This window comes from Bacillus sp. FSL R5-0443, from assembly GCF_038608285.1.
Lineage (GTDB): Bacteria > Bacillota > Bacilli > Bacillales > Bacillaceae > Bacillus > Bacillus velezensis.
In genome coordinates this window covers 3,142,185-3,168,266 of sequence record NZ_CP152013.1, presented here as the reverse complement: position 1 = coordinate 3,168,266, position 26,082 = coordinate 3,142,185, and the positions used below count along the sequence as shown (strand labels likewise).

General features: G+C 46.6%; 26 protein-coding genes and 1 other annotated feature. Of the genes, 19 read left to right on the top strand and 7 right to left on the bottom strand.

Translation table 11 applies throughout. The features are described 5' to 3' along the window. The first annotated feature begins 47 nt into the window (after positions 1-47). The 14 genes from NYE28_RS15860 to NYE28_RS15795 all read left to right on the top strand — a co-directional run bounded on the left by NYE28_RS15860 (position 48) and on the right by NYE28_RS15795 (position 13,234). Positions 48-164, top strand: coding sequence for a hypothetical protein (locus NYE28_RS15860; RefSeq protein WP_003152273.1), 117 nt, complete (start codon positions 48-50; stop codon positions 162-164). 38 nt (positions 165-202) lie between these two features. After that, positions 203-595 (top strand): GntR family transcriptional regulator YtrA, encoded by a 393-nt coding sequence (gene ytrA / locus NYE28_RS15855; RefSeq protein ID WP_003152275.1) that lies wholly within the window; start codon positions 203-205, stop codon positions 593-595. Further along, complete coding sequence (locus NYE28_RS15850) at positions 588-1,466, top strand: ABC transporter ATP-binding protein (RefSeq protein WP_007613240.1); 879 nt, start codon at positions 588-590, stop codon at positions 1,464-1,466. The genes ytrA and NYE28_RS15850 overlap by 8 nt, the downstream gene beginning before the upstream one ends. After that, complete coding sequence (locus NYE28_RS15845) at positions 1,460-2,446, top strand: ABC transporter permease subunit (RefSeq protein ID WP_025285148.1); 987 nt, start codon at positions 1,460-1,462, stop codon at positions 2,444-2,446. Before NYE28_RS15850 ends, NYE28_RS15845 begins: the two co-directional genes overlap by 7 nt. Positions 2,447-2,461: 15 nt before the next feature. After that, positions 2,462-3,448 carry an ABC transporter permease gene (locus tag NYE28_RS15840; protein WP_038459573.1) on the top strand — a complete coding sequence of 329 codons (987 nt, stop codon included), beginning with the start codon at positions 2,462-2,464 and terminating at the stop codon, positions 3,446-3,448. A 36-nt stretch (positions 3,449-3,484) separates the two neighbouring features. Then, positions 3,485-4,465, top strand: coding sequence for an ABC transporter permease (locus tag NYE28_RS15835; protein WP_218791332.1), 981 nt, complete (start codon positions 3,485-3,487; stop codon positions 4,463-4,465). Positions 4,466-4,480: 15 nt separating this feature from the next. Beyond that, complete coding sequence (locus NYE28_RS15830; RefSeq protein WP_007408816.1) at positions 4,481-5,176, top strand: ABC transporter ATP-binding protein; 696 nt, start codon at positions 4,481-4,483, stop codon at positions 5,174-5,176. Next, entirely contained in the window at positions 5,166-6,476 is a 1,311-nt protein-coding gene (locus tag NYE28_RS15825) for an FtsX-like permease family protein (RefSeq protein WP_015240422.1), read from the top strand. Before NYE28_RS15830 ends, NYE28_RS15825 begins: the two co-directional genes overlap by 11 nt. Positions 6,477-6,539: 63 nt before the next feature. Next, positions 6,540-7,235, top strand: coding sequence for a response regulator transcription factor (locus NYE28_RS15820; RefSeq protein ID WP_014305616.1), 696 nt, complete (start codon positions 6,540-6,542; stop codon positions 7,233-7,235). Continuing rightward, positions 7,228-8,232: a sensor histidine kinase gene (locus NYE28_RS15815; protein WP_052827747.1), complete on the top strand. Its 1,005-nt coding sequence runs from the start codon at positions 7,228-7,230 to the stop codon at positions 8,230-8,232. The genes NYE28_RS15820 and NYE28_RS15815 overlap by 8 nt, the downstream gene beginning before the upstream one ends. A gap of 102 nt (positions 8,233-8,334) precedes the next feature. Next, positions 8,335-9,090 (top strand): ABC transporter ATP-binding protein, encoded by a 756-nt coding sequence (locus NYE28_RS15810; protein ID WP_015240420.1) that lies wholly within the window; start codon positions 8,335-8,337, stop codon positions 9,088-9,090. After that, positions 9,087-11,027 carry an ABC transporter permease gene (locus tag NYE28_RS15805; RefSeq protein WP_032868344.1) on the top strand — a complete coding sequence of 647 codons (1,941 nt, stop codon included), beginning with the start codon at positions 9,087-9,089 and terminating at the stop codon, positions 11,025-11,027. Before NYE28_RS15810 ends, NYE28_RS15805 begins: the two co-directional genes overlap by 4 nt. A gap of 107 nt (positions 11,028-11,134) precedes the next feature. Then, a complete protein-coding gene (locus NYE28_RS15800; RefSeq protein ID WP_032868343.1) occupies positions 11,135-11,854 on the top strand; it encodes a TIGR02206 family membrane protein in 720 nt (239 codons plus the stop codon). Positions 11,855-12,049: 195 nt separating this feature from the next. Beyond that, positions 12,050-13,234, top strand: coding sequence for an MFS transporter (locus NYE28_RS15795; RefSeq protein ID WP_342490168.1), 1,185 nt, complete (start codon positions 12,050-12,052; stop codon positions 13,232-13,234). Between the two features lie 42 nt (positions 13,235-13,276). Here the strand turns inward: NYE28_RS15795 and NYE28_RS15790 are convergent, their stop codons facing one another. After that, positions 13,277-14,062: an STAS domain-containing protein gene (locus NYE28_RS15790; RefSeq protein WP_025285140.1), complete on the bottom strand. Its 786-nt coding sequence runs from the start codon at positions 14,060-14,062 to the stop codon at positions 13,277-13,279. A gap of 387 nt (positions 14,063-14,449) precedes the next feature. Here NYE28_RS15790 and NYE28_RS15785 point away from each other — a divergent pair, with 387 nt between their 5' ends. The 4 genes from NYE28_RS15785 (at position 14,450) to NYE28_RS15770 (ending at position 18,613) form a co-directional block, all read left to right on the top strand. Next, a complete protein-coding gene (locus tag NYE28_RS15785) occupies positions 14,450-14,785 on the top strand; it encodes a DUF4257 domain-containing protein (RefSeq protein WP_015418038.1) in 336 nt (111 codons plus the stop codon). 102 nt (positions 14,786-14,887) lie between these two features. Continuing rightward, positions 14,888-15,101, top strand: a binding site (T-box leader). 108 nt (positions 15,102-15,209) lie between these two features. Then, the gene (gene leuS, locus NYE28_RS15780; RefSeq protein WP_038459560.1) at positions 15,210-17,624 is read left to right on the top strand and encodes a leucine--tRNA ligase; all 2,415 of its coding nucleotides are present in this window, start codon (positions 15,210-15,212) and stop codon (positions 17,622-17,624) included. A 116-nt stretch (positions 17,625-17,740) separates the two neighbouring features. Continuing rightward, on the top strand, positions 17,741-18,052 hold the full coding sequence (locus tag NYE28_RS15775) for a rhodanese-like domain-containing protein (RefSeq protein ID WP_003152299.1): 312 nt from the start codon (positions 17,741-17,743) through the stop codon (positions 18,050-18,052). An 84-nt stretch (positions 18,053-18,136) separates the two neighbouring features. Next, positions 18,137-18,613: a GNAT family N-acetyltransferase gene (locus NYE28_RS15770; protein WP_079891821.1), complete on the top strand. Its 477-nt coding sequence runs from the start codon at positions 18,137-18,139 to the stop codon at positions 18,611-18,613. A gap of 36 nt (positions 18,614-18,649) precedes the next feature. On the opposite strand, the gene melA is transcribed toward NYE28_RS15770, so the two are convergent. From melA to NYE28_RS15745, 5 genes are read right to left on the bottom strand one after another with little or no spacing between them, the layout of a single operon-like run. Beyond that, complete coding sequence (melA, locus tag NYE28_RS15765) at positions 18,650-19,948, bottom strand: alpha-galactosidase MelA (RefSeq protein ID WP_007408804.1); 1,299 nt, start codon at positions 19,946-19,948, stop codon at positions 18,650-18,652. 21 nt (positions 19,949-19,969) lie between these two features. Further along, positions 19,970-20,791 carry a carbohydrate ABC transporter permease gene (locus NYE28_RS15760; protein ID WP_342490167.1) on the bottom strand — a complete coding sequence of 274 codons (822 nt, stop codon included), beginning with the start codon at positions 20,789-20,791 and terminating at the stop codon, positions 19,970-19,972. Then, the gene (locus NYE28_RS15755) at positions 20,788-21,702 is read right to left on the bottom strand and encodes a sugar ABC transporter permease (protein ID WP_032868340.1); all 915 of its coding nucleotides are present in this window, start codon (positions 21,700-21,702) and stop codon (positions 20,788-20,790) included. The genes NYE28_RS15760 and NYE28_RS15755 overlap by 4 nt, the downstream gene beginning before the upstream one ends. Then, positions 21,699-22,976 (bottom strand): ABC transporter substrate-binding protein, encoded by a 1,278-nt coding sequence (locus NYE28_RS15750; RefSeq protein ID WP_132105526.1) that lies wholly within the window; start codon positions 22,974-22,976, stop codon positions 21,699-21,701. Before NYE28_RS15750 ends, NYE28_RS15755 begins: the two co-directional genes overlap by 4 nt. Positions 22,977-23,017: 41 nt before the next feature. Continuing rightward, on the bottom strand, positions 23,018-24,043 hold the full coding sequence (locus NYE28_RS15745; protein ID WP_342490166.1) for a LacI family DNA-binding transcriptional regulator: 1,026 nt from the start codon (positions 24,041-24,043) through the stop codon (positions 23,018-23,020). Positions 24,044-24,242: 199 nt separating this feature from the next. Here NYE28_RS15745 and NYE28_RS15740 point away from each other — a divergent pair, with 199 nt between their 5' ends. Next, entirely contained in the window at positions 24,243-24,425 is a 183-nt protein-coding gene (locus NYE28_RS15740; RefSeq protein ID WP_003152309.1) for a sporulation protein Cse60, read from the top strand. A 35-nt stretch (positions 24,426-24,460) separates the two neighbouring features. Here NYE28_RS15740 and NYE28_RS15735 read toward each other — a convergent pair whose 3' ends face one another. Next, a complete protein-coding gene (locus NYE28_RS15735; protein ID WP_007613202.1) occupies positions 24,461-25,996 on the bottom strand; it encodes a BCCT family transporter in 1,536 nt (511 codons plus the stop codon). Positions 25,997-26,082 lie beyond the last annotated feature (86 nt).

Below are 26,082 nucleotides of genomic sequence, written 5' to 3'. Positions count from 1 at the left end.
AAATGAAATCGACATATAAATGTTAAGCATAGGGAAGGGGAACTTTCATGAAAAACAAAAGATCCGTAAAACAAGATGTGCCTCTTATTATCGCCGCCTCGGTTTTGGCAAGCAGTCTGTTTGTCGTTCTTGTCGTCATCGGTTTTCAATGGCAGAACATTTAAAGAAAGAGAGCAGCTCGTAAAAGAAAGAAGGGAAGTAAATGATTCAAATCGATCCGAGAAGCTCAACTCCGATTTATGAGCAGATCATACAGCAACTGAAAGAGCTTTGTTTAAAAGGGATCATGAAGCCGGGGGATAAACTTCCTTCTGTCAGGGAATTGGCAACGATCATTATCGCCAATCCGAACACAGTCAGCAAAGCGTACAAGGAGCTCGAACGCGATGGTGTCATTGAAACGCTGAGGGGAAGAGGAACGTATATATCGGAGAATGCAAAAACGACATTGGTTGAAGGGAAGATGACGATGATAAAAGAGCAATTGAAACAGCTCATCATCGATGCCCATTACGCGGGAGTTGAGCTGGAGAAGCTGCAGGAATGGATAAAGGAAATCAGCGCTGATGTGAAAGGAGGCAAGGATCATGATTGAATTGCGGAATCTCTCAAAAACGATAGACGGTAAAGAAGTGCTCAAGGATATTTCGCTCACCATCGGAAAAGGGGAAATTTTCGGGCTGCTCGGGCGAAACGGATCAGGGAAAACAACACTGCTCCGGCTCATTCAACAGATTCTGCTGCCGGATCAAGGGACGGTTTTATTTAATCAGGTGGAAATAAAGCGGCATCCGAAAGTAAAACAGAACATCATTTATATGCCTGTTGAAAATCCTTTTTATGACAAGTATACATATAAACAGCTTGTTGCGATTGTAAGCAGAATCTATCCGAATTTTGATGTGACTTACGCCAATGAGCTGATGAACAGGTACGGCATTCCGGAAACGAAGAAATACCGTGAATTATCGACAGGCCTGAAAAAACAGCTTGCGCTCGTCCTTGCCTTTGCTTCACGCCCGGCACTTATTCTTTTGGATGAACCGACGGACGGAATTGACGCCGTAACGCGTCATGATGTGCTTCAGCTTATGGTGGATGAAGTGGCTGAACGGGAAACGAGCATTCTGATTACCTCACACCGTTTAGAAGATATTGAGCGAATGTGCAACCGGATCGGGTTTTTGGAAGGAAATCAGCTGACGAATGTGATGGACTTGGATGATATGAAGGAAGAGTACATGAAAATCCAAATGGCATTTGAAGAAAACGTCGCCTTGAAGATCAGAGAACAAAACATACCGATTCTCGACCATGCCGGTGTGTTTTATACGGTGCTGATTCAAAAGAACGATGAGAAGAAAAAGAACTTTCTGCAAGAGCTGCAGCCGAAAGTATGGAACGAGCTTCCTGTGAACTTAGAAGAAGTCTTCATCGCGAAGTTTGGAGGGAACCGAAGATGGTAGACAGGGGATTGCTGTACAGGGAATGGGTGCAGAATCGAACTGTTCTTGTGATGGTCGGCCTTTTTTTAGCCGCGGTCAATCCATTTGAAGTGTTAAATACCTATCTGGTTTATCAAGGCTGTCTGGACACCCCGGAAGCATATTGTAACTTTTATGTGAATTCTTTGGATAGCGGAATGCTGAACTTGAACTGGGCGCCCGCTGTCATTTTGGCGGTTTGCTTATTCGGACTGGAGCGTACGAAAGGTACGATTGATACGCTTTTCAGTCTGCCTTATTCCCGCGCTCAGGTGTTTCACACTAAATTTTGGCTCGGGGCGGCGGTCATTGCCGGATTCCAAATCATCGGCTACGGGCTGGCTGAACTGCTCATTCTTCTGTTAAAGCCTGAGCGCGTATATTTCTTCCACCATTACAGCGTCGGAGAGATTATTGTGAGTGTTTTGGCTTTTACATTGGTCGCGAGCGCAGGCTGCTTAACGGGGAATACGTTCGCCCAGCTGTTAACGGCGTTTGCCGTGTCGATAGCGCCTTACCTGATTATTACGCTGCCCCTGTCCAATGTAGAAGTCATCTTCGGAGTCAGCATGTATGAGCTGATGCCGTCAGTCGAGGCTTATCTCAAAGTAAACAATCTTTTTCAATACTTGAATCCGATCATGTACATTGATACAGATTGGGTATCTGCCAGCAAGTATATATTACTCATCCCGGCAGTGATGAGCATTCTATTTTATGCCATTGGGTACTTTTGCTATGTCAGGCAGCCGGTGGAACGGAACGGCCGTTTTTTTCTCTGGAGACAGCTTGACCGGCCCATTCAGATTGTGGTGATTATAATCGCCGTTCTCGGTTTTGGCCTGGCGGGGTACTCGACGGGACAGACGATGACAGGGTATGTGGCCGGGATGCTGGTCGGAGGAGCGGTCGGATTTTTGGTCAGTTATTTTGCCATATATAAAAAAACGAAGCATGTGTAAGAGAGGAGGACCGGAATGATACCGCGGGGATTGTTGTACACAGAATGGAAGAAAAATCAGTGGTTGTTTTTATGCAGCGGCATTCTTTTAATGGCGGCAAACCCTTTTTTGGTTTATAACAACTACTCAACATATCAAGAATGTTTGAATAACCAAGCTCTTCAAGATTGTGAATTCGTTGTCAATTATACGAATGGGTCGCCTCTTTCCTTCAGCTGGATTGTGAGTGTCATCATTGCCGTCTTCTTATTAGGCTTGGAGCGGACAAAGGGAACGATGGATGCTTTGTTAAGCATGCCTTACAGCAGAGGCCAAATCTTTCAGACGAAATTCTGGCTCGGCGCAGCAGTCATTGTTGTTCCTCAGGCGATAGGCTATGGAGCGGCGTCATTGCTGATATCTTTGCTGAAACCGAGCCATACGTACGATTTTGATCATTTTTCAATCGGAATGATTGTCATCAGTTTTATGGCTTACGCCTTGTTAATGGCATCCGGCGCATTAACGGGACAGATATTCGCCCAGCTGTTAACGGCGTTTACAGTAACGGTTCTGCCCTTTTTACTCATCGGTCTGCCGGCTGCGAATTTGGAGGTCGTTTTCGATATTAGTGTGGGAGATCAATTTTCTTTTATCAGCAGTTATATCGAATCCCGTCTTTTTATATTTGTAACCCCTATTGGATATGTGTTTAACGACTGGATCAGAGAAAGGGATTTGGTTTTAATCATTCCGATTGTGATGAGCCTTGTCTTTTATCTGATCGGTTATGTCAGCTTTCTGAAACACCCGAATGAACGGAACGGCAGATTCTTTCTTTGGAGTAAGTTGGACCGTCCGGTGCAGATCTTGGTGATTGCCTTTGCTGTTATGGGTTTCGGCGTTTTCGGATATGGGGTCACAGACACGATGTTCGGCTATTTAGCCGGCATTATCTTCGGCGCGGTTATCGGGTTTTTCATCAGTTATTTTACGGTTTACAGGAAGTCAAAGCATATGTAGATCTGTTTGAGAATGAACAGTTTGGAGGAAGGCAAGGTGCCGATTAGCGGTTTGCTTTATAAAGAATGGAAGCAGCGGCAGATGCTGCTGCTTCTTACAGCGGGGTTCTTAGCTATTTTAGGCCCTTTGGCAATTATAAATGAGTATTTTCACTATAAGGATTGTTTGAGTGCGCTTCATCAATATTCAGGTTCAGTTTGTACGTTCAGTATTGATTACAGCAATCGGAATTTGATCGGGCTGCATTTCATTCCTCCGGTTATGATGGGGCTTTTTCTGATAAGAGGAGGCCGGGCTGAAAGGATGTTTACACTGAGTCTTCCGTATTCGAGAAGCCGGATATTTCATACGAAGTTTTTCTTGGGAGCAGCCGTGTTAGCCGGCTCGCAGTTTGTTTCTTACGGAGTATCTGACATATTGTTTCTAGCGCTTAATCCTGACGCTGTCCATCATTTTCAATCGTTCAGCGCAGGGATGCTGGTCATCAGCTTGATGATTTATGCATTAGTGACAGCTGCCGGCACGATAACGGGCAATTTAGCGGCGCAGCTGATCACAGCGTTCACGGTTTCCGTCTTTCCGATCGTGGTTATGACGATTTACCTGTTAAACGCTGAGTTCCTTTTTGGCAGGCAGGCTGTGCCGGATATTGATTTCCCTTGGAGCGGATTTCTGATCTATTTCATGCCTGCCGCTTACATCCATACATCATGGATGTATTACATGAAACACGCATTGTTAATTTCCGCATTAATGGGATGTTGTTTCTATCTATTCGGTTATGTGAATTTCCTGAAAATGCCGAGTGAACGAAGCGGACATTTTATCCTAAGCAAACACATTGAACGCACCATTCAAGTGCTCGTCATGGTGCTCAGTATGCTGGGAAGTGCGGGGGTATGCGGATATGCTTATAACGGTTCGTATACCGGTTACATATTCGGCATGCTTATCGGCGCGGTTATCGGGTTTTTCATCAGTTATTACTTCATCTATAAAAAAACGAAACAGATATAAGGGGGAGTGGTGTACGTGATAGAAGTACAGCATATTGATCATTCATTTAAAATCGGCAGGAAAGGCAGAGAGAGTGAGGTTCCGGTATTGAAGGATGTCTCTTTGACCGTTGAAAAAGGGGAAATTGCCTGTATCGTCGGTCGGAGCGGTTCCGGAAAATCAACGCTTCTGAATTTAATATCCGGATACATAGCGCCGACGAAGGGCCGTATCGTCATTAACGGCACTGATGTGACGGGCTTCAGTGAAAAAGAGTGGGCGCAGTTCCGCCTCGGGCATTTCGGCTTTATTTTTCAAAGCTTTCAGCTCATTCCGAGTCTGACAACCTATGAAAATGTTGAAATGCCGCTTGCCTTAAAAGGCGTCAAACCGTCTGAACGCAAGCAGAAAGTCGCGGACATGCTGAAACGGGTCGGACTTGAGAATCATGCGAATCATTATCCGAATGAGCTGTCAGGCGGCCAGCAGCAGCGTGTCAGTATCGCAAGAGCCCTGATTTTAAATCCGTCAATTATTTTAGCTGATGAGCCGACGGGAAGCCTTGATTCAGAAACGGAACTTGAGGTGCTTGCATTAATTCAGCAGCTGAACCGGGAGCGCGGGATTACATTTGTCATCATTACGCATGACGATGAAGTCGCTTCGATCGCGCATTCAAAATTCCAGCTGCATGACGGTGTATTAAAAGGGGGCGTTACTGTTGAGATTTAAGGATCAGATTCACTTTATCAGAAGAAATATGAAGAAAAACCGGCTGCGTGTTTTCATGACGGTGCTGGCGACGACAATGGCGTGCGCGTTTTTAGTGGTGCTGGCTTCCGTCGGATTCGGCATCCAAAAAACGATTACAGACATTACGATGAGCCAGCAGATTGTTACGGAAATCAACGTGCTCGGCCAAGAGAACGGAAAAGCCGTGAAGAAATCAGACTTGGAAAAGTATAAAAATGTCAAGTCTGTCGTTGAAAGAACACAAGTGTATGAACCGAACAAAGCGTCATTGGGAAACCGAACAAATGAAGATTCAGCCATTGTGCTGACAAACATGAACGATGAAGTCAAAGCCAATATGGAGCTTGATCAGGGAAGAGTCGCACGCACAGAGAATGAAATCGTGGTCGGCTATGATTTTGCGAAGAACCTATTGACGAAAAAAGAGGCTGACGCTTACGACAAAGAGTTAAATGATCACCAAGGCGACATGTCGGAGGTGAAAAAACCAAAAGGCTATACGAAAGACCTGCTTAATAAAACGATACAGCTGAGCATCTCCAAAACAAACAAAGACGGAGACGTTGAGAAAACGAAAACGTACGACTTTAAAGTAGTCGGAATTACAAAAAAACCGTCCCAAGATTGGATGGAGGATACAAATATTTTTGTGAGTGATCAATTCAAGAAAGACTTCTCAACATTCTTGGATCTGAAGAATGGAAATGCGGAAAAAAGCATTAATGTGTATGCGGACAAATTCGATCATGTCGATCAGCTTACCCATGACCTCACGGATGACGGCTTTTATGTCAGATCTGTCACTACCGAGCTGAAGGGCGTCAACACCTTTTTCCTTGTCTTTAAAATCGGCCTGATCTTTGTCGGCTTTATCGCCGTCGTGATTTCTGCCATCGGTATTTTCAATACGATGACGATGGCGGTGACGGAACGAACGCAGGAAATCGGGATTATGAAAGCGATCGGCGCAAGCCCGTCCATCATCCGCAGAATGTTCCTGATGGAAAGCGCCTATATCGGGATATTAGGTTCTGTCATCGGCATTATCATTTCTTACGGAGTGAGTTTTGCCGTCAATCTGGCTGTGCCGGTTATCTTGAAAGCGGTAGGGGGAAATACCGGAGCTGAAGATCTTCATTATACCTTCTCCTATATCCCGCTCAGCCTCGTTGTGATCGCAGTTGTCATTTGTGCGGGGGTCGCGGTGATTTCCGGTATGAATCCGGCCCGCAAAGCGACAAAAACCAACGTTCTGACTGCATTAAGAAGAGAACTGTAAAGGAAAAAAGCCGGCTGGACATCAGCCGGTTTTTCCTCTATCTATCAGAAAAGGGCGGATACCATGTTTCACATTTTGTTAATAGAAGATGATAACACTTTATTTCACGAGATGAAAGAGAGATTAACGGGCTGGTCATTTGCGGTGCACGGAATAAAAGATTTCAGCCGGGTCATCCGGGAGTTTACCGAAATCAAGCCTGATTTGGTGATCATTGATGTACAGCTGCCGAAATTTGACGGCTTTCATTGGTGCAGAATGATACGCTCCCAATCAAACGTGCCGATTCTCTTTTTGTCCTCGCGCGATCATCCCGCGGATATGGTCATGTCGATGCAGCTCGGGGCAGATGATTTTATTCAGAAGCCTTTTCACTTTGATGTGTTAATCGCGAAAATACAGGCGGTGTTCCGCCGTGTGCATCAATACGGCACAGAACCGGCGCTGATGAAAAGATGGTGCGGAGCGGTCATTGACACAGAAACCAACACGGTCAGCCGTAAAAACGGTTCGGTCGAGCTGACCAAAAACGAAATGCTGATCTTAAAACTGCTGGCTGAGCAGAAAAATAAAATCGTCAGCCGGGAAGAACTCATCAGAAGCCTATGGAATGATGAGCGTTTCGTCAGTGATAATACGCTGACGGTGAATGTCAACCGGCTGCGGAAAAAACTCGATCAATTAGGCATCGGGAAAATGATTGAAACCAAGGTGGGGCAGGGATACATCGCAAAGGAAGAAGACGGTCTTTATGATTAAATCATTTCTGCTCGAAAGAAAGAGCTGGATCGCGATGTTTCTTTTGCAGCAGGCTGTGCTCCTTTTTGCGGCATATATTGATCCGTCTATTCCGTTTTTTTCGGTGCTGTATTTCGTTTACCTATCGCTTCTTGTGTTTCTTGTATTTCTCTTGTTCCGCTATCGTAAAGAGACCGCCTATTATAAAAGCTTAAGAGAGTGGGACGCCAATTTAGATATGTCTTACCTTAAAGCGCCTGACAGTCCGTTTGAGTCTATCGTTGAAGAAAGCATTGAAGGGCAGACAGAGCAGTTAAGAAAAAGCTCCCTCCATCTTCAGGCGGCGTCAGAGCATGAAAAGGACGATCTGATGTCATGGATTCACGAGGTCAAAACACCGCTGACAGCGATGCATCTCATGATCGAGCGCCTTGATGAACAGCCGCTGAAAGCCCCTTTGCTGTATGAATGGCTGCGGATTCACCATCTCCTGGACCAGCAGCTTCATCAGAAACGATTGTCCTTTATTGAAAATGATTTATCATTCCAGCGCATTCAGCTCAGACCGCTCGTTTTCAAAGAAATTAAAAATCTGCAATCATGGTGTATACAAAAAGGGATCGGGTTTGACATTCAGCTTGATTCACCAGACGTTCACAGTGACGGAAAATGGCTTTCCTTCATCATCAGGCAGCTGTTAAGCAATGCCGTCAAATACAGTGAAGCGGATGACATTACCGTAAAAAGCTATGAACAAAACGGCCGGGTGCATGTGGATATCGAAGACCGCGGCATCGGCATCGAGCCCAAAGATCTTCCGCGCATTTTTGATAAGGGATTTACCTCGACGCGAATGAGGCGTGATCACGCGTCAACGGGGATGGGCCTGTATTTGGCTCAAAAAGCCGCGGCTCCGCTTCTCATCCAGATCAGCGTGCGCTCTGAGCCGGAAAGCGGCACGGTTTTTACCTTGGTGTTTCCGAAACAGAACGATGCCGTCAGCATGTTCAGCGTGTGACAAAAGTGTCACATGCTTTTCTCTTTTGTTCGCTTAATCAAACGAAAAAAACGGCTTCTGTTTTTAAAATAAAGATAACCAATGTAAAAGGAGAATCAGAACGTGATGATTTTAGAAGCAGGCAATATCCAAAAAAGCTACGGAAACAAGCTGAATAAACAAGAGGTGCTGAAAGGAATTGATCTTCAGATTCACAAAGGGGAATTCGTCAGCATTATGGGCCCGTCGGGATCAGGGAAAACGACCCTTTTGAATGTGCTTTCCTCCATTGATAAAGTGAGCGCGGGCACCATTAAACTGAATGAGACGGAGATTACATCCATGAAAGAAAAGCAGCTTGCCGAATTCAGAAAACGGCATCTCGGCTTTATTTTTCAGGATTATAATTTATTGGACACCCTGACCGTGAAGGAAAACATACTCCTGCCGTTATCCATTACGAAAATGTCTAAGAAAGAGGCGGACCTGCGATTTGCCGAGACGGCAGAGGAGCTTGGGATCTATGATTTGCGACATAAGTATCCGAGTGAAATTTCCGGCGGGCAAAAACAGCGGACGTCTGCCGCAAGAGCTGTTATTCACGAGCCGGGCATTATTTTTGCTGATGAGCCGACCGGAGCGCTCGATTCAAAGGCTGCCATGGATTTACTGAATAAACTCAGCCGTCTGAATCAAAAACGCCGCGCCACCATTGTGATGGTGACGCATGATCCGGTTGCCGCCAGCTATTCCGGACGTGTGGTTTTCATTAAAGACGGCCGTGTGTATACACAGCTGAATAAAGGCGGCCAGGACAGACCGGACTTTTTTCAGGATATTATGAAAACGCAAAGTGTATTGGGCGGGATTCAGGCATGAGTATTCATCATTTGATCTTCCAGAACCTGAAAAAGAATATGAAAAACTATTACCTTTACGTTTTTGCGCTGGTGTTCAGCGCCGCCCTTTATTTCGCGTTTGTCACGATGCAATACGATCCGGCGCTTGATGAAATGAAAAGCTCCATAAAAGGAGCGGCGGCAATCCGGGCCGCCTCTGTACTGCTTGTGGCGATCGTGTCGGTATTTCTTTTATACGCCAACACCATTTTTATTAAACGGCGCGGCCGGGAAATCGGCTTATTCCGATTAATCGGCATGACGAAAATGCACATTTTCCGCATACTCAGCACAGAAAATTTCATTTTGTATTTCGGATCGATTTGGATCGGTATTTTTGCCGGCTTTTCTCTCTCGAAATTATGTATGATGATGCTGTTTCATACAGTCGGTGTGAAAGCCTCTGTCTCACTGTTTTTTTCAAGCAAGGCGCTCGTTCAGACGTTAATTGTGTTCGGGGCGATTTACGTGCTGATTATGATGATGAATTACTTATTTATTAAACGGCAAAGCATTTTGTCTTTATTTAAAACCGCGTCATCGTCAGAAAGCGGCATAAGACGGCTTTCTTGGGTGCAGATGTCGATCGGCGTTGTCGGTATTGCGGCCATTATCGCCGGCTATGCCGTGTCCGCGGATTTATTCGGAGGCAGTTTTACGAGCATGAATGAACTGTTTTCGGCCATGGTGTTTATTCTCGGCTCGGTCATTATCGGAACCTATCTGTTTTATAAAGGTTCGGTCAGCTTTCTGGCAAATCTCATCCGGAAATCAAAAGGCGGGTATCTGAATGTCAGTGAAGTGCTGTCTTTGTCATCCATCATGTTCCGGATGAAGTCAAACGCCGTCCTGCTGACGATTATTACGACTCTTTCGGCGCTGGCAATCGGTTTGCTGTCTTTAAGCTATATCTCGTACTATTCCGCGGAAAAATCGGCTGAGCAAAATACAGCCGCAGACTTTGCGTTTGATAACCAAAAGGAGACTGACTCATTTACCGCTTTATTGAAGAAAAACGGAATTGAACACAAAGTGAAAACAATCAAGACCATTCAAGCCGGTGTCAATATGAAGAACATCATAAACGGCGACATGAAAAGCTTTCAACAAGACCCGTCCAGCTTGGCGCTGCCGATTATAAGCGAGAAAGACGCAGAAGGGACGGAGCTTTCTGACGGAGAAGCCGTGTTTACCGGATATAATGATATGATGAAAAGATTTCTCGACCTGAAAACGTCAGGATCCATTGATATAAACGGCAAAACGGATAAAATACCGCTGGCGTATAAGGGCTTGAAGAACGACTTCCTCCTGTCATATACATTTACAAGCGGAGGGCTGCCGACCGTTATCGTCACGCAGCAGGTATTTGACCGGATCGAGAAAGATATCGACCCGTCCATTCAGGGAAAATCAAATCGGTTTTTCGGCATTACACTCAAACGTGAAGAGGACATCCAAAAAGCTGATGGTCTGTTTCAGGCGCAGCACTATTCTGACGGCGCGCTTTCACAATTTGAAACGGCTGACACCCAAAAGAAAAACATGGGGCTGATCATGTTTATTGTCGGCTTTTTGGGGTTAACCTTTCTGATCACCTCAGGCTGTATCCTTTATTTTAAACAAATGGGCGAGTGTGAGGATGAGAAGGCTGATTACACGATATTGCGGAAGCTCGGCTTCACAACGGGGGATCTGCTGAAAGGCATCCGCCGGAAGCAGGCGTATCATTTCGGGATTCCGCTCGTTCTCGGGCTGTTCCACAGCTATTTTGCCGTTCAGTCAGGATGGTTTTTATTCGGAACGGAAGTGTGGACGCCGATGATCATCGTCATGGCGCTGTATACGCTGCTGTACTCCATCTTCGGCATGCTGTCGGTGCTATACTATAAAAAGGTCATTCAATCCGCATTGTAAAACAAGTTGAGGAGCCTCCGCATAAGCGGAGGCTTTTTTTGTATGAATAGAAGAAAGCGATTTTTAAAAGAATAGACATACGTCATTTTCTCGCGCGGGGGAGCCTTATGCAGAAGTATTTTCAATTGAAATCTGAAACAGGAGCCTTTCATCTTTTTTCCAAGGAACACATTTTCACGCTGTTGATCATCGGATTGCTGGGGGCGGGCGTGATCGTATTCCGGAAAAAGCTCAACTACGGCCGGTCGAATCGCGTTTTCCGCTATGTACTGTTCATTCTCCTTGCCGTGTCGCAGATCAGCTATCATATATGGCTGCTTTGTCATCATGCCTGGTCGCTGAAAACAGCTCTGCCGCTGCAGCTGAGCGACCTTTCCGTCTATTTGGCAATGCTGATGGTCATGACAAAAAGCAAAAAACTGTTCGCCTTCCTCTATTTTGCCGGTTTGGGCAGCGCCGTACAGGCGATGGCAACACCTGATTTAGGGGCGTATTCTTTCCCTCATTTTCGGTACATCGTGTTTTTCGTCTCCCACGGCTGTGTTTTTCTTACCTGCCTATTCATGGCCGCTTCAGAAAGGTACAGACCGTCGGCGCGCGGACTGTGGGTGTCTGTGCTGATCGTAAATCTGTACGGGGCGTGTGTCTTTTTTATTGATCGTGTGCTGAATGCAAATTACTTATATTTAATGAAAAAACCGAAGACCGCTTCGCTTCTGAATGTTTTCGGACCTTGGCCGTGGTATCTTCTATCAATGGAAGCGGCGGTGATATTGAGCTTTTTCATTCTGTATATTCCGTTTTGGCTGCTGAGGAAAAGAGCATGAGGCCGGCCTGTTTTTGTGAATCCAATCATTTGTAATTTTTTCAACATTCCGGCATTATTTTTTTCAGATTCTGATGTTGAAAAAAGACGTCCGCGGCGATAGAATGAATGTGCTATGATAACGTGTTCGATACGGAGCCGCGGCTTGCGGTTTCCGTTTTTTCATGGGGTTTTTTATAGAGAGAGGGGGATCGGTATGCCGCGCGTTTTGAAGATATTAATCATCGGAATGTTTATCAATGTGACGGGCGCATCTTTTTTGTGGCCGCTGAATACCATCTATATTCATAATCATTTAGGGAAATCACTGACTGTTGCGGGGGTTGTTCTGATGCTGAATTCCGGGGCCAGTGTGGCGGGGAATTTATGCGGCGGATTTTTGTTTGATAAAATCGGCGGATTCAAATCCATTATGCTGGGCATTATGATCACATTGGCAAGTCTTCTCGGACTTGTTCTGTTTCATCAATGGCCCGTTTATATTTGGCTGCTCATCATTGTCGGCTTCGGTTCCGGTATCGTGTTTCCGGCCAGTTACGCCATGGCGGGAGCGGTATGGAAAGAAGGCGGGCGGAGAGCTTTTAATGCGATTTATGTAGCTCAGAACGCAGGTGTCGCCGTGGGCTCGGCACTCGGCGGGATGGTTGCGGCGTACTCGTTTACGTACGTGTTTTTAGCCAATGCTATGCTGTATGGGCTGTTTTTCCTTATCGTATTTTTCGGGTTTCGAAATATCAAAACCCAAAATGCGAGCCAGGTTTCTGTTCTGGACTACGAGCCTGTCAGCAGCAGAACGAAATTTACGGCGCTTCTCATATTGAGCGGCGGGTATGTTCTCGGGTGGATCGCCTATTCGCAGTGGTCCACAACCGTTGCGTCACATACTCAAAGCATCGGTATGCCGCTTTCATTATACAGTGTGCTCTGGACCGTAAACGGAATATTAATTGTCGCCGGACAGCCTCTCATGGGAGCTGTTCTGAAAAAATGGTCCGGTGCGTTAAAAACGCAGATGGTCATCGGCTTTTGTATTTTTATCGTCTCGTTTGGCGTGCTTCTCAGCGCCAAGCAATTTCCGATGTACCTCACCGCAATGGTGATTTTAACCGTCGGAGAAATGCTTGTCTGGCCTGCCGTGCCTACCATTGCCAATCAGCTTGCGCCTAAGGGGAAAGAAGGATTTTACCAAGGATTCGTCAACAGTGCGGCGACGGGCGGCAGAATGATCGGGCCGCTCCTTGGCGGCGTGCTGGTTGATCAGTACGGAATGAGCGTGCTGCTGTTGATCCTGATGGTGCTTCTTGTTGTCAGCATCGCAGCGACGGTGCTGTACGACAAACGCCTGAAAACCGTTAATAAACAAAACGTCCAAGTGAGATGACGACATAAAAAAAATCCCGCTGTTTCGGCGGGATTTTTTTGTTTATACGACCGGAAGCACGTTGACGGCGTCCTTAACGTTTAAATATGTCTTTAATGAAGAAAAGCTGGCATCAAGCTGATTCATTCTCATGGCGAGGGTAGGCTTGATACCGGTGATAATCAATTCTGTGCCGATTAATTTAAGCAGGTGGTGCAATTTGAAAATCCGGTCTGCGGTCTGTTCGTTTACCTCGGCCAGACCTGATAAGTCTATAATTAAGTAATCATCTTTAGATGCGGTTAATATGTCTGTCAAAGTTGTCACAATTGAATCAAATCGTTCTTCCGTTAAGTTTCCCACTAACGGCAAAGCGGAGATGCCGTTTCGGATCGGAACAATCGGTGTTGACAGCGTCGTGATTTCTGTGAGGGAATCCTCAAGGAGCTTTTCGTATTCTTTCTGCTCTGTAATGTCTTTTTGAAAACCGACAAAATAGAGCTTGTCTTCAACATAAAGAGGATCAATGTTGAGTTCATTCCAAAACGGGGTGCCGTCTTTTTTGACGTTTTTCAGCCGCACCGTGATCTTTTCTTTCTGGGTTAAGCTCTTTCTGATTTTCGCGACTTGTTGACGGTCGGTTTCTTTGCTTTGCAGAAATCTGCAGTTCTTACCTAATATTTCTTCGGAAGAGTAGCCTGTCATATCCATAAATCCCTGATTTGTATATATGATGGGATTGTCCTCAAGAGAGGGGTCTGTAATCACCACGCCGATGCGTGCGTGATCAAGCGCCTTTTTGATAAGCTCCAGCTGCTCCAGTTTTCCGGATACATTTGAGTCAGCCATGTAAAACCCCCTTTTGGCCGTAAAGCTGCGCGCTTTTTCAGCCGTGTTTCTCCCCTTTTTAAATGAATCTACAGTAACCGTAGCATAACATATGTTCTGATTCAAGCAGCCGAAGTTTGCAATTTGTCATTCGGGCTTGTCCTCATATACACTGAATATATAAAGGGAAGGCACATCATCGCTAAGTAAGTGACTAGGTCATTGTCACTGGGTGAAAAATGAATCTAATGCATCAAGCTTACCGATCATGTGTTCACATATAATGGAAGAAACAAGCTTTTTACTTTCCTGCTCAATCGCCGGTATGTAGATATCGAAAATCATCGTATTCGTAAGGGGGCTGGATGGCCTGAAGTCGCTTTACTAAATAAGGGCTTTAGGAAGGTGATGAAGATGCTGCATCAGGTAATAATTGCTTGTGTAATTGGAGGAATCATGGGGGTTCTCGGTCATGTGAAAAAGAGAGGCAGGCTGGAGAAACCCAGAATGACAAAGCGGTTTATCTATCTCGGTTTTTTGGAAGATGGTTTTATCGGAATGGCTGCTTCCATCTTACTTGTCTTATCCGCTGACCCCGATTCAGGAATTCAACTCGTCATCTTATCCATAATCGCAGGCTACGGCGGAGAAGCTGTTCTCAGGAGCTTTGATTTTGTCAGAGAACAAAACAGTGATTCGGCCGAAGCAAAACCACACCAGCAAAAAAATCCTCCATCAAAATAATATCCCCGCTCATGACCCGTTCCGGGTACATTCCCATTGTATACAAACCTGCTTGCACTTATGAACAGAATTCTATAAAATACAGGTAAGATTACGGTAGCGATAAGAACAGTGAAGAGGAGCAGTAAGAAGCAGATTTTGCAATCAGAGAGTTGACGGCCGGTGCAAGTCAATCAAGTCTGTTTCCGAACTCGCCTCAGAGTTGCAGCGGCAAAACCGCTGACGCATAACTGCGTTAAAAGTATCAAGTGAGTGCGGCTCAAAACCGCGCTAACGAGGGTGGTACCGCGGGAAATAAAAATCTCTCGTCCCTTTTTGGGATGAGGGAGTTTTTTTAGTTTTAGAATAATCTGAATATAATCTTTCTCATCCCGTCAATACTTGGACTACATACGCCGTATTCAATCAGAAGGAGGTTTTTACGTTGAGTTTTCAGCATGAAAAAATAGAAAAGAAATGGCAGAATTACTGGTTGGATCATAAAACGTTCGCCGTCAGTGAAGAGAATGACAAGCCGAAGTTTTACGCGCTTGACATGTTCCCGTATCCTTCAGGAGCCGGCCTTCATGTCGGACATCCGGAAGGCTATACGGCAACCGATATCCTTTCGCGCATGAGACGCATGCAAGGATACAATGTGCTTCATCCGATGGGATGGGACGCGTTCGGGCTTCCTGCCGAGCAATACGCGCTTGACACGGGGAATGATCCGGCTGAGTTCACAAAACAAAATATAGATAATTTCCGCCGCCAGATTCAATCGCTCGGATTTTCATATGATTGGGATCGTGAAATCAATACGACTGATCCGGACTATTACAAGTGGACGCAGTGGATCTTCACCAAGCTGTACGAAAAAGGGCTCGCTTACGTAGACGAAGTGCCGGTCAACTGGTGCCCGGCGCTCGGAACGGTGCTTGCGAACGAAGAAGTCATTGACGGCAAAAGCGAGCGGGGCGGCCATCCGGTTGAACGCCGCCCGATGAGACAATGGATGCTGAAAATCACCGCTTATGCGGACAGGCTTCTTGAAGATTTAGAAGACCTTGACTGGCCGGAAAGCATTAAAGACATGCAGCGCAACTGGATCGGACGCTCAGAAGGCGCAAACGTGCATTTCGCGATCGACGGCACTGATGACACGTTTACCGTGTTTACGACAAGACCGGACACGCTGTTCGGCGCGGCTTATGCCGTACTGGCTCCTGAGCATGAGCTTGTGGAGGCCATCACGACGCCTGAACAAAAAGAAGCGGTAGACGCTTATGTTAAAGAAGTTCAGGCGAAAAGTGACCTGGAACGGACGGATCTTGCGAAAACAAAAACGGGCGTCTTCACGGGCGCATATGCCGTAAACCCTGCAAATGGGGAAAAGCTGCCGATCTGGATAGCGGATTATGTCCTCGCCTCTTACGGAACAGGCGCTGTAATGGCCGTGCCGGCGCATGATGAACGTGATTTTGAATTCGCAAAAGTGTTCAGCCTGCCTGTCAAAGAAGTCGTAAAAGGCGGAAACACGGAAGAAGAAGCGTACACGGGAGACGGAGAGCATGTCAATTCCGGCTTTCTGAACGGACTGAATAAAGCGGAAGCGATTGAAAAAATGATCGCCTGGCTTGAAGAAACGAAAAACGGTGAGAAAAAAGTGACATATCGTCTGCGTGATTGGCTGTTCAGCCGCCAGCGCTATTGGGGCGAGCCGATTCCGGTTATTCATTGGGAAGACGGCACGTCAACAGCCGTTCCGGCGGAAGAGCTGCCGCTGATTCTGCCGAAAACCGATGAAATCAAACCGAGCGGAACAGGTGAATCACCGCTTGCCAACATTAAAGAGTGGGTGGAAGTCACTGATCCTGAAACGGGCAAAAAAGGCAGAAGAGAAACGAACACGATGCCGCAATGGGCGGGAAGCTGCTGGTATTTCCTCCGCTTTATCGACCCGAAAAATCCGGATCAGCTCGCTTCACCTGAGAAACTGGATAAATGGCTGCCCGTTGATATTTACATCGGAGGAGCGGAGCATGCCGTGCTTCACCTTCTGTACGCGCGTTTCTGGCATAAATTCCTCTATGATATCGGTGTCGTGCCGACGAAAGAACCGTTCCAAAAGCTGTATAACCAAGGAATGATTCTCGGGGAAAATAATGAAAAAATGAGTAAATCCCGCGGAAACGTCGTCAATCCGGATGAAATTGTGGCGTCTCACGGAGCAGATACGCTCCGCCTGTACGAAATGTTTATGGGGCCGCTTGATGCATCTATCGCCTGGTCTGAATCAGGCCTTGACGGAGCGCGCCGCTTCCTTGACCGCGTATGGCGTTTGTTTATCGAGGAAAACGGCGAGCTGACGGGCAAAGTGACAGAAGGCGCAGGCGAAACTCTTGAGCGCGTCTATCATGAAACGGTCATGAAAGTGACAGAAAACTTCGAAGCCCTTCGTTTTAACACGGGCATTTCTCAGCTGATGGTCTTCATTAATGAAGCTTACAAAGCGAATGAACTGCCGAAAGAATATATTGAAGGTTTTGTGAAGCTGCTTTCTCCTATTGCGCCGCATTTGGCTGAAGAACTGTGGGAAAAACTTGGCCACGAAGGTTCGATTGCATACGAGGCTTGGCCTGCATATGACGAATCAAAACTGGTGGATGATGAAGTGGAAATCGTCGTCCAGCTGAACGGAAAAGTAAAAGCGAAATTAATGGTTCCGGCTGATGCTGATAAAGCAGCGTTAGAACAGCTCGCACAAGCTGACGAAAAGGTAAAAGAGCAGCTTGAAGGAAAAACGATCCGAAAAATCATTGCCGTACCGGGCAAGCTTGTCAATATCGTGGCAAACTGACCGGGCGAAGCCCCTCTCCTACAGAGAGGGGCTTTTTTATCAGGCCTCTATCATAGAAATTGCACCGCGGGCTTTGGTATACTTAACACCATAAAGATGAATGGGAGTGTCACACATTGAAAATAAATGAAATCAGCACAGCCGCACTGGAAGAAAAATTAAAAGCGGGAGAAGAGCTGTATCTGATTGATGTCAGAGAAGACGAAGAAGTTGCCGAAGGAATGATTCCGGAGGCCGTTCACATCCGCATGGGGGACATCCCTGAGAAGATGGATGCGTTAGACAAGGACAAGGAATATGTATTTATCTGCCGTTCCGGAAAAAGAAGCATGAACGTTTGTATGTATTTACATGAGCAGGGCTTCCGTACGGTTAATGTTGAAGGCGGCATGCTGGAGTGGGAAGGTGAAACAAAGCCGAAGAAATAACGCTTTGAAGTGAAAGAAGAAAAGGGACGTGCGTCTTTTTCTTCTTTTTTTATAAAAAAACGGGAGGCGAATCAGGTGAAACCGATGATCCGCGCGATGAAAACAAACGATATCAAACAGGTCCGGCAAGTCGCAGAACGAAGCTGGCATCATACGTATGAAGGGATTATTCCCAGACACATTCAGGATCAGTTTCTCGAATCCGCCTATCAGGATGAGATGATGGAACGCCGGCTCTTGCATTCTCTGTTCTTTGTGGCAGAAGAAGAGGGGCGAGTGCTCGGTTTTGCAAATGCCACCCCGGTTCAAAAAGACGGAAATGCGGAGCTGACCGCCATCTATATTGACCCGGATTGCCAGGGAAACGGGATAGGCACGGCACTCCTTAAAGAATGCATCAGGCAGTCCGGCGGGGTAAAAAAGCTTTATGTCCATGCAGAAAAAGAGAACCGCATTGCCTTATCCTTTTATCAAGCGAAAGGGTTTCAATGGGTATGTGAATTTGAAGAAGATTTTAAAGGACACACTTTACAGACGGTCAAACTGGTACTGAACATATAAAAGCGTCCGGCCCGCCCAGGACCGGAACGCGAATGATCAGTGATAAGCCGGAAGCCGGTCTTTGTGCGCTTCAAATAAGTCATCGCACAAAGATATGATGTCATTCATGGAGAGCTCGGCGCTCGTATGCGGGTCAAGCATGGCCGCCTGATATACGGCTTCCTTTTTTAATGTAACGGCCGCTTCGATGGTTAAAAGCTGTGTGTTAATGTTTGTTCTGTTGAGCGCCGCGAGCTGCTCCGGAAGTTCGCCGGAATAGCACGGCATAATGTGGTTTTTGACGGCTGTGCAAGGCACTTCAACGACCGCTTTCGCCGGCAGATTCGGTATCAGCCCGGTATTCAGCACATTGCCGCCGAATGTGAACGGTTTGCCCGTCTCCATCGCTTCAATAATTCTCGAACCGTATTCTTTTGAGCGTTCATGCGTCAGGTTTTGGTTGTTGATGATGCCGTCTCTCATCGTTTCCCAATTGTTGATTTGTTCCGCGCATCTCCTCGGATATTCATCAAGCGGAATTTGGAGTTCATCTATCAGCTCAGGATACCGGCTTTTTATAAAATACGGGTGATATTCGGCATTATGCTCAGATGATTCCGTTACGTAGCAGCCGAATTTATCCATCAGCTCAAACCGCACCATGTCCTTATGTTTCGTCTTTTGTTTTTCGCGTGCCCGTCTTTTAATTTCCGGATATAAATCAATTCCGTCTTTTTTAATCTCCAAAAGCCAAGCCATATGGTTAATGCCGGCAATGCGTTCTTCCGTCCCTTCGTGATCCATGCCGAGTGAGTCAAACAGATCTTTGGTACATACCTGGACGCTGTGGCACAGGCCGACCGTTTTGACATTTGTATGTCTGAGCATCGCTCCGGTCAGAGAGGCCATCGGATTTGTATAGTTTAACAGCCACGCATCCGGGCAGACCTCTTCCATATCTTTTGCGATGTCAAATAAAACGGGGATGGTGCGAAGGGAACGGAAAATGCCGCCTATTCCGACGGTATCGGCAATCGTCTGGCGGAGACCGTACCGCTTCGGGATGTCAAAGTCAATGACCGTCGCGGGTTTATAACCGCCGACCTGAATGGCGTTTATCACGTAGCCGGCGTGTTTCAGCGCCTGTTTTCGGTCATCGTAGGAGATGATGGATATACTCGTATTGTAGCGGTCTCTCATGTTTTCCAGCATGAGCTGGGATTCTTTCAGCCGTACAGCGTCAATATCATAAAGTGCGAATTCAAATCCGTTTAATGCTTCAGTCAGTAAGCAGTCCCCCAATACATTTTTTGCGAAAATCGTGCTTCCCGCTCCGATAAATGTAATTTTCTTCAACAGAAATTCCTCCCTTTCTTCTCAGCCTTTGACCGCCCCGGAGGACAGCCCTGAGATAAAATATTTTTGAAGCGCCAAAAACAATACGACCATCGGCAGCATCGCCATGATCGCGGCTGCGGCGACTAAGTGAAGATTGTTCGCGTTTTCGCCGAAAAATCCCGCCATGGCCACGGTCAATGTCTGCACCTTTTGATCTTGTAAAAAGAAAATCGCAAATTGGTAATCGTTCCAGATAAACACACAGGAAATAATGCAGACCGTTGCGGTAATCGGTTTCAACAAAGGAAACACGATTGTATAAAAAGTCCTGATCAATCCCGCGCCGTCCATCCTGGCGGCTTCCTCAAGCTCTTTCGGAATGGAAGAGCGGATAAACCCTGAATATAAGAAAACGGTCAGCGGCATATATGCAGCCGTATTAATGAGAATGGCTGCGGCATGCGTATTGATCAGCCCCGCATCAGCGACCATCTTGTATAAAGGAACCATGGAAGTCAAAGGCGGGATGATCATGATTGAAATCAAAAGGCCGAAGACGATTTTGTTCAGCTTTGTATTTCTTCTTGCGAGCGGGTATGCGGCAAGCGAACCCATGAAAATTAATAAAGCGGCGGAAACGGCTGTAATGATGATCGTGTTCAGAAAGGATTGCCCGAGAGAGGCACGTTCCCATGCTTCACGAAAATTCTGAAATGAAAAGGCGGATGGCAGCGACCATTTTGAACTGTAGTCACCTTTTGCTTTTAATGACGTGGTCACCAAAATATAAAAGGGGACAATATGAACGCACGAGATAACGGCTGCCAACAGCGTAAAAATCCGCATTCGGGCTGTTTTCATGACATTTCCGTCTCCTTTCGCTTGAAATACACGAGAGCCGAAAAGCTGATGACAAGAATAATGACGGACATAAACACGCCTTGGGCGGCTGCATATCCCGCATCCTGCCGTTTAAAATATAAATCATACATAAACGTTGACATCGATTGAGAGGAATTGCCCGGCCCGCCTGCGGTCAGCGCGAAAATGACATCAAACAGCTTCAGCCCGCCGATGATATTGATGACCATGTTGATGGTGACAGCCGGCATCAATAAAGGCAGGGTGATGGTGAAAAACGGCTGAAGACCTCCCGCGCCATCCATTTTTGCGGCTTCGTAATAATCTTTCGGAATGCTTTGCAGCCCCGCCAAATATACAATCATCGCAATGCCTGCGTATTGATACGTGTTAATCATGACGATAATCCACGGGTTTGCCGCAGGGCTTGCCAAGGCGTTGACAGGACCGATTCCCAGTGCGCCAAGCACATCATTCAGCGCACCCCCGTCATATGAGAAAATAAAATACCAAATGTATCCCATAATCAGCGGACTGATAATGACGGGCAAGTAGACGATCGTTCTTGTGAGCGCCTTCATTTTTAAGCTCTGATTCAAAAGCAGCGCATATAAAAGTCCGAGCATATTCTGAAAAAAAGTGCTTCCGATGCCGTAAAGCAAAGTGTTTTTCACAACAAGCCACGTGTCCGGATCTGTAAAAAGCCTTTTATATTGAGTAACCCCCACCCATTGATACGTCTGTGAGAAGCCGTTCCAGTTTGTAAATGTGATAAAAGCGCCTTTGACAAACGGAAAAATCATGAAAATAAAAACCGTGGCAAGAGCGGGAACGTACATCCACCACAGTGACGCGGATTTTACCGGCTTTTGATGTTGAAATCCTTGGGTTTCTTTTGCAAGATCACTCATTCTTTTTCAGCTCCCCGTGAATCAGATTGAAGCCGAAGCCGCTTATATTCCCTGCCGAGTTTCGCTGAAATTTCAGCGGGGGTTAAGATATCGGCCATCAGCTCCTGCCCGGCTGTTCCCATCACATCCCACATTCCGTTCGGCAAATAAAGGCGGTCAAAATAAGGCTGCACCTTAATATGCTGATAGCGCTTATAGTCATTTGCGTAGAAAATGTCCGTTTGCACATTCACTAATCCGGCCGGAAGCGAGGTCGCTTCGGCAATTGATTTTGCATGCTCGGGTCGGGCCATAAATGCGATAAACTGTTTCGCTTCTTCAAGCCGCGGGGAATCCTTGAATGCCGCCAGCGTGTAACGTTCGCCTCCGATCCAAACCGGCGCGTCTCCCTTGTGGACGGCCGGGGTCGGTATGATGCCGACTTTTACCTTCGGATTGATTTGAGCGACGTCTTGGCCGAGGGTGCCGCCCTGCAGCGTAAAGGCGATTTTGTTTTGCGCCATCAGTTCAATGAGCTGGGACCGTTTTGCCGTCACGGCATCTATATTGAGCAGGTTTTCCTTTTGCATCTCTTTCAGTTTGTCAGATAAATAGGTGAAGTGTGTCCAGCGGAAGGTTCCGTTTAACAGTTGTTTTTTGTAACGGTGTGCGGGATCTGTGATGAGAAGCGGTGCGGCGAATTGATCGTAATATTGGGCAAATGAGCTTTTCTCATAGCCGGCAAACCAGAAGGGGGTGACTGTTCCGCCGCTTTTTTCTTTAATCTGTCTCAATGCCTTCATAAAATCATCCATTGTTTCCGGCGGTTTGATTCTGTATTTTTCCAACAACGTGCGGTTGTAGGCCAGTCCGTCCTTTGCCTGATTCAGAGGGAAGGCGTATATTCTGCCTTTGGCGTCTTTAAGCATGCTGTTTAAATTCGGATCGAGCCGCTTCGTCCAAGACATGCCGCTGAGGTCGGCGGTATATTCTCCGTAGCGGATTTTGGCCCAGCCGTGTGTGTCGAAAAGGTCGGGCATGTCACCGGCTGCCATTCGGACCCTCATCATATTTTCGTAGTCATTGCCTGGGAAATGAACGTTTACTTGAATGTCCGGATGTTCTTTTTGGAATGAATCAGCCAACTTTCTGAATACGGCGCGTTCGCTGTCTGAGGATATGGTGGAATAGACTGTCAATGTTTTCTGCTTTTCTCCGGCGCCGCTCTGTTCTGCTGAGCAGCCGGGAAGTATCATGCAGGTAAAAGAAAGAAACAAAGCCAGTAAGCGTTTCATCTTTTCCTCCTTTAAATATGATATAAACGCTGCGGGACACGTCACCTCCTTTCTTGTGAGCCGCAGCTTTGTCTGACAATCAATGAAGTGGGGAGCGTCACGGCCAGCGGGACGGTTCTGCCGTTTAAACGGTCGAGAAGCAATTTGACACCCGTCCGACCCATCTCTTCCGTGTATACTTTTACCGTTGATAACGGCGTGCTGGCGTATTCTGCCTCATCAATTCCGTTAAAGCTGACAACCGCCGTATCGCGCGGGACTTGAAGACCGGCTTCCTGCAAGGCTTTTAAAGCGCCGACAGCCATCGAATCACTTGCGATAAAAAAGGCATCGGGGAGACTTCGGCCTTTGATGGCTTCATTCATCAGCCGGAACCCTTCGTGCATGCTGTATTCGCCGATCAGTACATGCTCCGGCTCGGCGCCGGCCATTTGTAAGAAAGCGGTCAGACGCTTATCCTCAATCGTTTTATTGCTGTTTACACCGTCTATGACGGTATGCTCCCGCTCCCGGCCGCCGATATAACCGAGCCGCTGGTAACCGAGCGACAGAAGATGTTCTATCGCCTTTTGCGCTGCGGCATAAAAATCCACGCTGACGGAATCGTAGCGGGCGGGATCGGGGGTGCCGTTAACAAATACCGCGTGCCTGAAAGCGGCGCTGATATTCGTAAGCGCCTCGTCTTGCAGGCTGCCGATGACGATGACGCCGTCCAGTTCGTGAAACATATGCTCTTGAAAAGAACCGAGATGGATAGAAGATGTGATAAAAATTTTTTGCCGAAAGCATTCTTCCTCAATGCCTTTTCGGATCGCCGAAAAATAAGGATCCTGCCGTTCTTCTTCCGGTGACAGGCAGCTGACAACGCCGATCAGGGGCGCTGAATCGCTGCGGCTGCGGTTCTTCCGTCTTTTTGCCGACGGCTGATAGCCCAGCTCATCGGCGATCCTCAGAACTTTTTCTCTTGTTTCATCAGTCACAGCCAAAGAGTCATCCTTATTCAAAATTCTCGATACTGTCGCGCTGGATACAGATGCCTGTAAGGCAATATCTTTGAGACGGACCATTTCGCATCTCCTTTTTACTAAATATTTACTAAACATAAATGACCTGGTTATTGTTAAAATGATATTATCATACGAGAGTAAGCGTTTTCAACAACTATTTTTGGATACTTTTAGTAAAAATCAGTAAAAAAGAAAATCTGTTTTCTCTATCATATTTCAATTGAACCGGAATAAATTGATAGAGAAAGGAGAGGGTGATGTGCTGAAGATAGCTGTTTTTGATGAGGAGCATGAAAAGGATCTGCAGACTGAAGTCAATACATTTTTAAAGGGGATTTCTGATGAACAGCTCGTTGATATTAAATATACGGTAGCGGCGGCCTGTGATCCTGAAGGTGAGCAGCTTTATTGTTTTTCCGCTCTCATTTTATACCGAAAATAAAGAAGCCCGGACGAAATGCCGGGCTTCGTTGTTCATTATGCTTTTTTGACGCGGGGACTTCTTGGTTTTTGGTATTTCTCCGCTTGTTTGATTCCTTTTCTCTCGCTCGCTAATGACTTGTACAGAGACACGATCATCAGAAGGATCACGACTGAAAACGGAACCGCGGCGAGAATGGCCGTGTTTTGCAGTGCGGCCAGACCGCCGGAATATAATAATACCGCTGCCACGGCGGACTGGATGATGCCCCAGATGATTTTCACCCGGTTTGACGGGTCTAAAGAGCCGTAAGACGTTTGCATTCCAAGCACAAATGTCGCTGAATCCGCTGATGTAATAAAGAATACAGCGATCAGAACAAGCGTTAATACGGATGTCACCATTGTCAGCGGATAGTGGCTGAGTGCGCCGAACAGCATCGTATCCGTTGACATTCCCGCGACATTGAATACGCCTTTCTGCTGAAGATCCATCGCAGATACACCGAAGATCGCAAACCATAAGAAAGCCAATATACAAGGTGTCACCAATACCCCGATTAAAAATTCCCGGATCGTCCGGCCCCTTGATACACGGGCGATAAAAATGCCGACAAACGGCGACCAGGATATCCACCAGGCCCAATAGAAAATGGTCCAGCTGTTAATCCATTCGCGCTTTTGGGGATCATTCGGAGACAAGCGAAAGCTCATCTGCACGATATTTTGTATGTATTGGCCGATAGAATCGGTAAATGAGTTCATAATCAGCACCGTCGGGCCTGCAATGAGCATAAAGATCATTAAAATAGCCGCGAGCGCCATGTTGGTATTGCTTAAGTATTTAATCCCTTTGCCGATTCCGCTCCACGCAGAAATCAAAAATAACACGGTCACGACAGCGATCAGGATCAGCTGAATGGAAAATGTTTTCGGAATGCCGAATAAATAATGCAGACCGCCGTTGATCTGAGTCGCTCCGAGCCCTAAGCTTGTCGCCACACCGACAACGGTCGCAAACACGGCGATACAGTCAATCGCTTTGCCGATCGGCCCGTTTACTTTATCGCCCAAAAGCGGTGTCAGTGTGCTGCTGATCAAACCGGGCGCGTCTTTTCTGAATTGAAAATATGCGATACATAAAGCGACGACCGCATAGATGGCCCAAGCGTGCAGCCCCCAGTGGAAAAATGTGTACCGGAGCGCATCACGAAATGCTTGGGGCGTTTCTGTTTCACCTGAGGGAGAGCTGATGGCGTAATGGCTGATCGGTTCCGCAGCCCCGTAAAATACCAAACCGATTCCCATGCCCGCGCTGAAAAGCATGGCAAACCATGATAATAAGCCGAATTCCGGTTTTTCCCCGGGTTTTCCGAGTTTTATTGTGCCGATCGGACTCACAATGAGAAAGAGACAGAAACCGACAAATATAGAAACGACCAGCAGATAATACCAGCCGAAAGAATCCGTAATAAATTTTTGTGCCGTATCAGTGACTTGCTGCAGGCTGTCAGGAGAAATGGCCCCCCATAAAACCGCAGCGGCTGTGATGACAATCACAATCCAAAAAACACTGGAGATGTTCTTCTTCAAACGTTCTCACCCTCTGACTATTTTTTTCAATACGCCATTTTGTTTTAGTATGGTCGTACGATTGCAGATCAATCCTTTCTTCCTAT